The sequence below is a fragment of the Gammaproteobacteria bacterium genome (genome assembly GCA_029862005.1).
Taxonomy (GTDB): Bacteria; Pseudomonadota; Gammaproteobacteria.
The window spans coordinates 1-11,703 of the sequence record JAOTYD010000054.1 but is presented as its reverse complement, the minus strand read 5'-3'; the positions used below and the strand labels follow the sequence as shown (position 1 = coordinate 11,703).

11 protein-coding genes are annotated in these 11,703 nt (G+C 47.6%); 10 read left to right on the top strand and 1 reads right to left on the bottom strand.

Annotated features, from left to right (window positions below; translation table 11 throughout):
* Positions 1-335 precede the first annotated feature (335 nt).
* Positions 336-1,574, top strand: coding sequence for a PQQ-dependent sugar dehydrogenase (locus OES20_17900; GenBank protein MDH3636568.1), 1,239 nt, complete (start codon positions 336-338; stop codon positions 1,572-1,574).
* Positions 1,575-1,703: 129 nt separating this feature from the next.
* Positions 1,704-2,723 carry a UDP-glucose 4-epimerase GalE gene (gene galE, locus OES20_17895; protein ID MDH3636567.1) on the top strand — a complete coding sequence of 340 codons (1,020 nt, stop codon included), beginning with the start codon at positions 1,704-1,706 and terminating at the stop codon, positions 2,721-2,723.
* 99 nt (positions 2,724-2,822) lie between these two features.
* Here galE and xrtA read toward each other — a convergent pair whose 3' ends face one another.
* Positions 2,823-4,352: an exosortase A gene (gene xrtA, locus OES20_17890; protein ID MDH3636566.1), complete on the bottom strand. Its 1,530-nt coding sequence runs from the start codon at positions 4,350-4,352 to the stop codon at positions 2,823-2,825.
* A gap of 367 nt (positions 4,353-4,719) precedes the next feature.
* Here xrtA and OES20_17885 point away from each other — a divergent pair, with 367 nt between their 5' ends.
* From OES20_17885 to OES20_17850, 8 genes are all read left to right on the top strand, one after another.
* Entirely contained in the window at positions 4,720-5,136 is a 417-nt protein-coding gene (locus OES20_17885) for a hypothetical protein (protein MDH3636565.1), read from the top strand.
* Between the two features lie 57 nt (positions 5,137-5,193).
* Positions 5,194-6,600, top strand: a complete 1,407-nt coding sequence (locus OES20_17880) for a TIGR03013 family PEP-CTERM/XrtA system glycosyltransferase (protein ID MDH3636564.1) — start codon at positions 5,194-5,196, stop codon at positions 6,598-6,600.
* A 12-nt stretch (positions 6,601-6,612) separates the two neighbouring features.
* Positions 6,613-7,416, top strand: a complete 804-nt coding sequence (locus OES20_17875; GenBank protein ID MDH3636563.1) for a YdcF family protein — start codon at positions 6,613-6,615, stop codon at positions 7,414-7,416.
* Between the two features lie 98 nt (positions 7,417-7,514).
* Positions 7,515-8,990: a type II secretion system ATPase GspE gene (gspE, locus tag OES20_17870; GenBank protein ID MDH3636562.1), complete on the top strand. Its 1,476-nt coding sequence runs from the start codon at positions 7,515-7,517 to the stop codon at positions 8,988-8,990.
* Between the two features lie 200 nt (positions 8,991-9,190).
* Positions 9,191-10,399, top strand: coding sequence for a type II secretion system inner membrane protein GspF (gene gspF / locus OES20_17865; GenBank protein MDH3636561.1), 1,209 nt, complete (start codon positions 9,191-9,193; stop codon positions 10,397-10,399).
* Between the two features lie 2 nt (positions 10,400-10,401).
* Positions 10,402-10,998 (top strand): rhombosortase, encoded by a 597-nt coding sequence (gene rrtA, locus OES20_17860; protein ID MDH3636560.1) that lies wholly within the window; start codon positions 10,402-10,404, stop codon positions 10,996-10,998.
* A 2-nt stretch (positions 10,999-11,000) separates the two neighbouring features.
* On the top strand, positions 11,001-11,435 hold the full coding sequence (gene gspG / locus OES20_17855) for a type II secretion system major pseudopilin GspG (GenBank protein ID MDH3636559.1): 435 nt from the start codon (positions 11,001-11,003) through the stop codon (positions 11,433-11,435).
* The coding region (locus tag OES20_17850) for a prepilin-type N-terminal cleavage/methylation domain-containing protein (protein ID MDH3636558.1) at positions 11,395-11,703 on the top strand (309 nt) is incomplete at its 3' end. The genes gspG and OES20_17850, both read left to right, overlap by 41 nt.

The window sequence follows — 11,703 nt, the reverse complement described above, 5'->3', positions numbered from 1 at the left end:
ATTTCCGCGGGATTTGTCTTCCGAAATCTTCAGTCGGACTTTTTTGTGTATCACAGCAAATTATCAGATAGCAGCCACATATTCTCACCTGATGCGTGGTACCAAAGCTTCGGTGATTCTGACAGTATATAGCGGCATCATTATATTGGTCACCAATATTAATGGAATCTGTCACCGGCCCGATTGTATAAAAATTAACGAATTTGACTTAACTCCTAACGCTCCAGCTAATTATATATGATTTCTCTCATATGTTTTTATCTTTGATCTAAAAGCTTTAGGTGTCGCAAAATATCGTCTCCAAAATAGTATTTGCCTGTTTATAGAATTGATTCATGTTTAAGAAACTAATCTACGCTACCTTTTTATTAACTATTCTAGTCGCGATTTATCTGGCCTATGTTTTTAAAAACAGAGGCAATGTGGTTTGGCTGCTATACAGCGAAGGTATGCCAGTGATAGTCGAAGAAGTTGCAGCGGGCCTGGACCTTCCGTGGGCTATGGATTTCCTTGATGAAGACTCATTGATTTATACCGAGCGGTCCGGGAATATAGGTATACTTGATCTATCGTCCGGCCAATATCTAACTATAATACAACTCGACAATCTTTTTCATAAGGGTGAATGCGGATTACTTGATGTCAAAGTTTCACCTGACTACGAAGTAAATCACCTCGTCTATTTTACTTATGCAAAGGATATCGGCGGTAGTGGTAATACCAGCCTTGCAGTCGCTAGAGTTGAAAATAACGAAATTTCTGACTGGGAAGATTTGTTCATAGCTAAACATGATGCAACCGATGACTTCAGACATTGTGGCAGCCGAATTACTTTCGACGATCAGAATCATCTTTTTATGTCGACCGGGGACAGGGGGCACAGACCCAATTCACAGGATTTATCGAATCATGCTGGCAAGATAATTCGTTTAAACCTCGATGGTACCGTGCCTGAAGATAACCCCTTTGTTGCGGTCGATAATGCGCAAAATGAAATCTGGAGCTATGGGCACAGAAATCCCCAGGGTCTTTTCTATGATAAAGCGACTCGTAGATTATGGAGCAATGAACACGGCCCTCGCGGAGGCGATGAGGTAAATTTAATTTTAGCTGGCCGAAATTATGGCTGGCCAGTAGTGAGTCATGGTAAAGAATATGCTTCGGGCGCATCAATAGGCGAGGGCACGGAAAAGGCCGGGATTGAGAGACCCTTTAAAATCTGGAATCCCTCGATAGCGCCAGCTAGTTTACTGGTTTACCAGGGAACGAATTTAGCTGAGTGGGATGGCAACCTGTTTTCGACCGCATTGGTACAAAGGCATTTAAATCGCCTGGTTTTGGACAGCACTGGACGTGTTATCTTTGAAGAACGCCTGCTTGGAGAATTAAAAGAACGGTTTCGTTCGATTATCCAAAGTGACGCGGGGGAGATTTTTGTATCAACGGACAATGGGCGAATTTTAAAAATTAGTTTTGACGATGGAGTAACCGCTTCAAGGTTGAATATTTTTAAACATATCGATATGCCGGGTTTTTATTTCAGTTTTGAATTAAATTACCTGTTTTCAAATTAGTACAGGTTGGGATACTCGAAAATTACCAGCGAGAAGAATCAGGCTATCGAACTCGCAAGGGCGATGGCATCTTAATCAACCAGACTTCCTCGAGCAATATGTGGAGTCAAAGGTAGAAATTTGGCGCAAATGAAAAATATATTTATTACTGGTGGGCTAGGGTACATAGGCTCCCATACTTGCGTTGTTTTGCTGGAAGCAGGATTCCAAGTCTCGATAATCGACAATCTCTGTAACAGCAATCCTGGTGTGCTCGATAGAATTGAATGCATTACCGGTGTTCGTCCTGTGTTTTATAGAGGCGATATCCGGGATCGTCCTTTACTCGATGATATTTTCTCCAAACAGAGTTTCGATGCTGTCATTCACTTTGCCGGACTCAAAGCAGTTGGAGAGTCTGTAGAAAAACCCGTCGATTACTATGATAACAACGTCAACGGTTCGCTAAGTTTGTTCATCGCAATGAAAAAGGTGAAGCTTCAGACCCTTGTATTTTCATCATCTGCCACCGTTTATGGTGATCCACACTCATTGCCGATCACCGAAGATTTCCCGTGTTCGGCGACTAACCCATATGGAGGTTCGAAGCTGATGGTAGAAAACATTCTCTCGGATCTTGCTGTGGCCGAGCCAGGTTGGAGCATCGGTCGATTGCGCTATTTTAATCCAGTGGGTGCACATGCAGGCGGATTGATCGGAGAGGACCCGAAGGGAGTTCCCAATAATCTCATGCCGTACATTGCGCAGGTGGCGTCTGGCCGTAGAAATAAACTTCAGGTTTTCGGTGGTGACTATCCAACTCCGGATGGCAGTGGCGTGCGAGACTACATCCATGTGATGGATCTCGCTGAAGGTCATCTTGCCGCATTACGATATTGTCAAATTAATAATGGCTTGTTAACCGTCAATTTAGGAACCGGGCAGGGGATTTCTGTCATCCAGATGATCGAAACTTTCGAACGTGTAACCGGTCAGAAGGTAGCGTTTGAGATTGTCGGTCGCAGGCCCGGAGACATTGCCCAGTGCTGGACTGATCCCACATTGGCGAAACAATTGTTGGGTTGGAGTGCCGGGCGGTCAATCGAGGATATGTGCACGGATGCTTGGCGCTGGCAAGATTTGAATCCCTCAGGATATGACGAAGGTTGAGAGAAAATCATAATATTGGGTAGCTGGCTGTAAACTAACGGCTTTCTATGTTGGCGCAATGTGCTGAATCTTTATTAGGACTGGCAACTATCTGCAGTCTTACTCATGGGATTCCATTCTGGTCTCTAAAATCACACTGGATAGAATCCGGTGTAATTCGCCGTGAGACTTTTCATGAAATGCCTCCAGTTTTTTGCGGCTGTCGAGCCTGTTTTGGTTTATCGGCGTTGCCAGCGTCAGGAAAGCAGCATCATTCCTTCGATACAGGATGATATTGAGCGCATTGTATATCTTGGCAATTTTTGGGTCAGCAGTATCCCTGTTGCCTACCAGGTACCAGTTCCAGATCAGTATTTTCCTCTCTTGTTGATAGATTTCTGTTTCTGTGACGGAGAAGCCACCGATATTCAAATCGGTTTTCCCAAATACGATCCATTTTTCCCTGCCCGAGCCCACAACCCGGTTATGCCAGCCTACCGCTTCGGCTCCCTGTGATTGTCGTGGATAATACCCCAGGCTAATCTGTATTATATCGTTTCCTAGACTGTACGATTGGGTTTTCGCGATACTTGCACCTACAATCTGGGGTTCCCAGCCCAGTTCCAGGTTGGACGAGTATTGCCAATCTCCAAATTCTTCTGGTAATTGAAAACTGAGGGTATCTATCCCGGAATTATCAAAGTGAACTGTTTCCCTGGCAAATAACTGAACCGAAATCATGATTGAAAAGATAATGACGAAAAGTATTATTGGAGGGCTACCCTGTGACGGATTTACAGTATTTTCATTTGACTTAGCCTCAAATAAGAGAGGTTTATCAGCCCAGATATTTCCCAGGTAAAAAACCCAAAATACAAGGAATCCGTAAAATAACCATCCATAAAACTGATGATCGCCACCAGTGCCATATTGCATGTTACTCAAGTGGCCAATTATGACGATGCCATAAGCGCGAAGCCCATTGGCGATAAGCGCAAAAATGGCTATTGCCAGAACGAAGAGCAGTCTTTTGGTAAAAGATCGATAGGTTAAATACGCATAGAGCATGCCCAAAGTGAGTGATGCCACGAGGTAATTCAAACCGCTGCAGGCCTCGACGACCGACCAGTTACCCGTTGGCAGGATAAAAAATAGTCCGTCTCTATACACCGGTATCCTGCTCAGTTCTATCATCGACACCGTAATATCGGCGGTAACTTCCATCAGTGGGGGCACCAGGATTGCCCCGACGGGAATCATGAAAAACAGGAAAGCCATTGGAAATATCACTTTTATGAGCAGTTTACGACCAAATAAAATCCAGGTGGATATCGGGATCAAGGCTATCAAGGCGAATTTCTGGGTGACATTTACACTGATAATGAAAGAGAGAAACCAGAGCAATAACGCAACAGCTAATGCTACCAATGCTAAAGGTTCTGTTGCAGTCTCTGTAGCCGATATGGATTGCCTTTGTCGATGTAGTAGCCAGAGAGATATGGGGAGTATAAAAAATCCATGATTGTAGGCAGAGGTGTTCGTCCAGGCATTTATAAAAGTTTGTGCGTCAGGCCAGAAAATGAGGGGAACGGCAATTATCAATAGCATCAATTGCAAGCAGACTTTATTGCTTTGATAGTATGAAAGCATATTTCTCAAGAGGGTCCTGGCATCCCGCGTTTTATCTTTCTGAATGTTCTTGAGCGGCCAATTGCTATGGTTCCTGAAGCACTGTAACAGATTAAAACATTACGATAAGCGATCTGCTGGTTCCATTCAATTTATACTAGAGGTGCGGCTGAGACCTGGTTCTCAATTACTGAATTCTTGTCCCCGATCATGATTCTTTAATTACTCTTGTTATTAAATTAATGAAAGAGTCGAATTTGTAATCTTATTTTCGTAAATTCGGATCGCTATTGAATTTTAGAATATATGTGAGCTACTTAACGGAATGGAATGACAGGTTCAATAAACTTGCCGTCTGTTGCGAATAAACCTACAGGAAACCCAGATAATGTCTTTTATACAAAATACTGATTTCAGGGTATTGAATCGGGTAGTAGATTTTGCGGTTCTGGGCGTAACATTCTTTCTTTCTAGCCTGCTTTTTTCAGTTGCATGGGGGAGCACTTTGTTATTGCAGGTATTGGTATATTCTACGATTCTATTAGTCTGCGTGCGCCTGAGTAAGCGCGCTATCGTCAGCTATAACCGGTCCATTGGTGAAGCGAGCCGCCAAATTCTTGGAAATGGGGCAGGTATCCTGATCGGCACCTGCATCATGTCGGTGCTCGCAAAACTGGTCTCAGCTAGCGATGGGATCTTCGTGGTAGTTATATTCTCGAGTGTTATGGCTTTCTTTATTCTGGGGACACTCTCACCGATTCTTCATAAAACGCCAAAAATCCATCATAAATCAGCTCCTTTCTGATAATATTTGATTACAAGTCTCAAACGAGACCAGTCATATTAGAAAAAGGACAAGGGATTGGCATCAGTTCAAGTATTTAAGTCACATCTCAAGACACCCTTCTTAATTCTGCTCATTGCCGAAACCTGTGTTGTCTATGGTTCGGTTTATAGTGCCATCTTTATCCGATTTTATAGCGTAGGCCAGGATTTTGCCGATATCGCGGTTGGCCTGTTGGACAGTGCGGTTGTCATAACGCTGATCACTGCGATTACCACGTTGTCGACTGGCCTATACGTGGGACGGCTCAGGGAAGGTATGGCTGGTGTCCTGATTCGAATAGCGATCAGCATGGTCATGTCGAGCATAATGGTCGTTTTGATTTTTTACCTGTTTCCAGACTTATTTTTAGGGCGTGGCGTCCTAGCTCTCGTTTACGTTCAGTCGTTTTTTATTATTGGCACAGTACGAACCCTGTTTTTTGAATTGGTCGATACTTCGGTTTTTAAATCCAGAGTACTGGTCTACGGGGCAGGAGCCGATGCCTCGTATATCGACAAGAAGTTAAGGCGCAAGTCTGATCGGAGAGGATTTGATATTTTTGGATATGCGTTACTGGATGACCAGAATCCCCAGGTTGACGAAAAAAGAATCGTTACGATTGATTCTCCTTTGCTGGAGTATGTGAACAAATACTCCATCGATGAGATTGTGGTTGCTACGAGCGATATTAAATCCAGGGTTAAAATTGATGAGCTGGTTGATTGTAAATTAAATGGCATCAATGTCCTGGATATCCTGACTTTTTTCGAAAGAGAAGCAGGACAAATCCGTATCGATATCATGGACCCTACCTGGCTGGTTACCAGCGATGGGTTTAACCAATCCCGACTCCGGAATATTATAAAACGTCTGTTCGATCTGGTCGCAAGCTTCGTTTTGTTAGTTGTGAGCTTTCCGGTACAGGTTTTGATCGTGATTGCGATATGGGCCGAGGATGGTATTGGGGCCCCGGTTATCTACCGGCAGATGCGGATCGGCGAATACGGCAGCAGCTTTAACGTTTATAAATTCAGGAGCATGATCTCGAACGCCGAAAGAGAAGGGAATGCTGTATGGGCTAGTGAGGGCGACAGTCGGGTGACCGGAGTCGGTAGTTTTTTACGGAAGTATCGTCTTGATGAACTACCGCAGGCGGTAAATGTCATTAAGGGTGATATGAGCTTTGTGGGCCCCAGGCCGGAAAGACCTGAGTTCATCAGCGAACTTTCAGAACATATTCCCTATTATAAGGAAAGGCATGTATTGAAACCCGGCCTGACTGGCTGGGCCCAGCTCAACTTTTCATATGGTTCATCAATGGAAGACGCTTATCACAAGCATCTCTATGACATGTATTACGTCAAGAATCATTCACTGTTCCTCGATTGCCTCATTATATTGCAAACCGTTGAAATCATTATTTTTGGCAAAGGGGCAAGATAGTAATTCGAAGCAATGGACGACCTGTTTTTCTACAGTTCAAAGTTCATATGGAACGTTATCTCCCCGGATAGTCTATTTGTCTTTCTATTACTGTGTACTGCAGTGCTGCATTATTTGGAATATCATATTCTTGCACGACGTTTTTTGATCTTTATTTTTGCTACGGTTGTCTTCTTGAGCCTGTTCCCGATAGGCAGCTGGATGCTTTACCCTCTGGAAACTCGTTTTGAACATAATCCTGAATTACCCGTACAGATTGATGGCATTATCGTGCTCGGAGGATCGATAGATGCGGAAAAGAGCCAGGCATGGCGACAGCTAGAGATGAATTACGCGGCTGAGCGATTGACCAGCTTTACCACGCTGGCTCGCAGATACCCTGAGGCTAAACTGGTATTTACCGGGGGTAATGCCAGCGTCAATCGGAACAAACCTACTGAAGCGACTATTCTTAATCTTCATCTGCATCAATTGGATCTCGATATAAAGCGAATTCAATTTGAAAGCCGGGCCAAAAATACCGCTGAAAATGCCTTTTACACGAAACAGTTAGTAAAACCTTCCGTCAACTCCAAATGGCTACTTGTTACAACGGCCTTCCATATGCCTCGATCGATCGGTGTTTTTTGCCAAAATAGCTGGTCTTTGATTCCCTATCCCGTCGACCACCAGGTAAATCCAGGTAACCTGCTTGAGATTAATTTTAATTTGCTTGGACATGCAGGTCATTTGAAACAGGCGATGCATGAATGGATTGGATTAATTGCTTATTATCTTACTGGTAAAATACCGAATTTATTGCCGGATAACTGCTAGAGCCTCAGTGGAATGAGACATAATTGCTAACGTAGATACTTGTGCCGCTTATCAGGTAGTCTAGTATAATTGGTACTTTGTTTTAACCCCAGCATACAATGTCGACAAACGCAGAGCTCCCATACTCATTTTGCAAGCGCTACGGTGTCATAGCGGCGATGTCGCCGGCGTCTGGTAAATTGAAGTTGACCCTTAAAAACAGCGCGCCTGCCGAAGCAGTTTCCGAGGCTCAGCGCCTGCTCGGGATGGTCGATGAAATCGAGGTCGAATCGGATCTCGAGTTTAACCGCTTATTGGGGCAACATTTTGAAGGTAACCGCGAAACATCGTTTAACGAGGCCGAGAAAATCGGTGGCGAACTTAACCTCGACGATGTCGCGCGTGAACTCGCCGAGCCCGAGGATCTGCTCGAAAGCGACGACGATGCGCCGATCATCCGCCTGATCAATGCGCTGATTACCGAGGCGATCAAGGAGAACGCATCGGATATTCACGTAGAACCGTTTGAATCCAGGCTGTCGATTCGATTCCGTGTTGACGGTGTCCTACGCGAGGTGCTCGAGCCGCCGCGCCAGATCGCGAGTTTGCTGGTGTCGCGCATCAAGGTTATGGCGCAGCTTGATATCGCCGAAAAGCGTTTACCGCAGGATGGACGCATTGCGCTCAAAGTGGCCAATCGCCCGGTTGATATTCGGGTGTCGACATTACCCTCCGGTCATGGTGAACGAGTGGTGTTGCGGCTGCTTGACAAGCAGGCCGGGCGTCTTGATTTGCAGCAACTTGGCATGGGCGATGTCGAGCAGAAGCGGCTCGAAGGTATCATCCAGAAGCCGCACGGAATCATCCTGGTAACTGGGCCAACCGGTTCAGGTAAGACCACTTCGCTCTATGCGATGCTGTCGGTGTTGAACGATGCCAGCCGCAATATTCTGACCGTCGAAGACCCGGTCGAATACGATCTCGACGGTATCGGTCAAACCCCGGTTAACACCAAGGTCGATATGACCTTTGCCAAGGGGCTGCGTGCTATTCTGCGCCAGGACCCGGATGTAGTCATGGTCGGTGAGATTCGCGACAGCGAGACCGCGCAGATTGCGGTACAGGCGAGCCTGACCGGGCACCTGGTATTATCGACTCTGCATACCAATTCCGCGGTGGGCGCGATTACCCGCCTGCAGGATATGGGTGTCGAACCATTCCTGTTGTCATCGACATTGTTGGGTGTGTTGTCGCAACGTCTGGTGCGCAAGCTGTGCCCGGAATGTAAATCTGTCACTCAGCTCGATGTCGAGGAGGTAAACGGATTTAAGATTAGCGGCGATGATGTAATTTACCAGGCCAACGGTTGTAGCGAATGCCTACACACGGGTTTTCGCGGGCGTACCGGGATTTATGAATTAATCGAGGTTGACGAGACGCTCTCGACCATGGTTCACGATGGCACCAGTCAGCCAAAACTTGAGCGTTATTGCCGGACACAGAGTCGCAGTTTGCGGGAAGACGGCATTCGCAAGGTAGTAATGGGTGAGACGACGCTGGACGAAGTGTTGCGGGTGACCCGGGATGGTGGGTGATCCATGTCATCCCCGAAAGTCCGAAGGACTAATCCGGGATCTTGTTGATTGGGGACTCAGCTTCGATGACATACCGCGGCTTGACCGCGGTATCCTGAATTATTATTTGTGCTGGATCCCGCCGGTTCGACGCATCGGGTCAAGCCGCGGGATGATAAATTGGCGCTGCAGGATGACAGTGCTGGTGGGATGACGCGATTATGGCGGCGTTTGAATATCAGGCTGTTGATGTCGATGGTAATACCCAGAAGGGATTGATCGAGGCGGATACCGCCAGGCAGGCACGGCAGCAGTTACGCGGCATGAGCCTGATGCCGGTCGAGATCGGCGAGGTGACTTCCCGAGAAACGAAGGACGCCGGTAAAACCCGACGCAATAAGATCAATGTTGCGACGCTCTCGTTGATCACGCGCCAGCTGGCAACTTTGATCAGTGCAGGGCAACCGGTTGAATCGGCTTATCACGCGGTTTCACGCCAGACTCCAAAGCCCGCGGCCAAGCACGTTATGCTCGCGGTGCGTGCGCGCATACTCGAAGGTTTTCCGCTTTCCGAGGCCCTGCGTGAATTTCCGCGTATTTTCGATTCGATGTATTGCGCCTCGGTGCATGCCGGTGAGCAGTCCGGATTGCTCGATGTCGTCATGGAACGCCTCGCCGATTACATGGAGGCGAAACAGGACCTGCAGCGCCGCACCGGGCAGGCACTGATTTACCCGATTCTATTGTCGGTGGTTGCGTTCGGCCTGGTGGCCGCATTGCTTACCTTCGTGGTGCCGAAAATCGTGCAGGTGTTCGAGGGCTTTGACCAGGAATTGCCGATGGTGACAACCTGGTTAATTTCAATTTCGGACTTTTTTAAAAGTTACGGCGTCGAATTAATTATCGGCGTCATACTCGCGATGGTGATTTACACCCAGCTGGTCAAGTTACCCAAATTCCGCAACCTGCGCGACCGCTTGTGGCTGCGCCTGCCGTATATCGCGTACCTGGTAAAGCTCGCCAACACCGCGCGCTTTACGCGTACCATGAGTATCCTGGTCTCCAGCGGTGTCACCGCGCTCGATTCGATGCATATCTCGACCGAGGTCATCAATAGTCAACCGATTAAGGCTTCAGTTGAGAAGGCCGCGGCCCGGGTTCGAGAGGGTGAGCATATTTCGGTCGCGCTCGAAAAAACCGGTTATTTCAGCCCACTGGTACTGCAACTGGTACAGAATGGTGAGGCAAGCGGCAGGCTCGGTGAAATGCTGGAACGCTCGGCGCGTGCCGAGGAAACCGAGTTTGCCGGCGTCACCGCGCTTTTTGTCGCACTGTTCGAACCGGCGATGATCTTATTTATGGGGATCGTGGTGTTGTTTATAGTGCTCGCGATCCTGGTGCCAATCTTCGATATGAACGAACTGGTGTAGTTGTGTGGCAACGCATCAAGGCATCTCCGGACTGGCGTTATGTGGCCGCGATTATCCCGGTTATGACGTTATTTCAGTTGATCGGACCCGAGCATTTTCGCTATGAGCGCGACTGGAATTCAACGGGCCAGGTATGGCGTATCGTCACCGCTCACTGGGTACACGTCGGCTGGATGCATCTGCTACTCAATGGACTCGGACTGGTGGTCTGCGTGAGTCTTACCACCCCCGGATGGTCGGCTAAACGTTGGCTTATCAGTACCCTGATCCTGGGCATCGGTATTTCGGCCTTGATTACCCTTTTTAATCCTGAAGTTCTGGATTATGCGGGTCACTCCGGTATTTTGTACGGCCTTTACGTGCTGGGCGCGATCAGCCTGTTTCCACGCGATCGCTTGATTGCGATCCTGGTGGTTGCCGCAATAGTGATAAAGGTCTTAATGGAACAATTTAACTTTTATGACTTCAACACCGGAGATATCATCGGTGCCCGGGTTATCGTTGATGCCCACCTGTATGGCCTGCTGATGGCGATTGCAATTGCGCTGGTATGGGCTACGTATACAATGAACCATAGCCCAACCCGACAATCCAACTGAATATGAAGAAACTACACAGTAACCGGGGTTTTACCCTACTCGAAATAATCGTCGTGGTCGCCATCATCGCGATCCTCGCCGCCTATATTGCCCCCAAGGTCGCTGGACGGGTCGATGATGCCCGTATCAGCAAGGCCAAGAGCGATATCCGCGTGCTCGAATCCTCGCTCGAACTCTACAAGCTCGATAACTTCGTCTATCCGTCGGGCGAGCAGGGGCTTGACGCACTCGTCAACAAACCCTCGGGCGAAGGCACCAAAAACTGGCGCGAAGGTGGCTATATCAAGAAACTCAACAAGGACCCCTGGGGCAATCCCTACCAGTATCTGTATCCGGGATCAAACGGCGAGTTTGACGTATTTTCGCTCGGTGCCGATGCTGCGGCCGGAGGTGAAGGTGAAGCTGCCGACATCGGAAACTGGAATCTCGATTCCTAGAGGCAAATCGTTTTTCGGTATTTCTCAGCGGGGCTTCACTCTCTGGGAGTTATTGATGGTGGTTGCGATCGTTGCGATCACGGTCTCGATGGTGCAATTGTCGGTCGGTCTTGGTGATGAAACCCGCGACCTGAAGCGCATTGGTAAAGATCTCGGCAAGTTGTTCCACCTGTTAAACCAGGAGGCTGTGTTCGAGAGCCGCAATTACGCGATCTCGGTGCAAGACAACGGTTTCAGCGTGCTTGAGTACAGCGAAGGGAAGTGGCTG

Bases quoted from the DNA above. Each gene is read 5' to 3' on its own strand.
- OES20_17900 (MDH3636568.1), top strand. From the start codon at position 336: ATGTTTAAGAAACTAATCTACGCTACCTTTTTATTAACTATTCTAGTC.
- OES20_17875 (MDH3636563.1), top strand. From the start codon at position 6,613: ATGGACGACCTGTTTTTCTACAGTTCAAAGTTCATATGGAACGTTATC.
- OES20_17885 (MDH3636565.1), top strand. From the start codon at position 4,720: ATGTCTTTTATACAAAATACTGATTTCAGGGTATTGAATCGGGTAGTA.
- galE (MDH3636567.1), top strand. From the start codon at position 1,704: ATGAAAAATATATTTATTACTGGTGGGCTAGGGTACATAGGCTCCCAT.
- gspG (MDH3636559.1), top strand. From the start codon at position 11,001: ATGAAGAAACTACACAGTAACCGGGGTTTTACCCTACTCGAAATAATC.
- gspE (MDH3636562.1), top strand. From the start codon at position 7,515: ATGTCGACAAACGCAGAGCTCCCATACTCATTTTGCAAGCGCTACGGT.
- xrtA (MDH3636566.1), bottom strand. From the start codon at position 4,352: ATGCTTTCATACTATCAAAGCAATAAAGTCTGCTTGCAATTGATGCTA.
- gspF (MDH3636561.1), top strand. From the start codon at position 9,191: ATGGCGGCGTTTGAATATCAGGCTGTTGATGTCGATGGTAATACCCAG.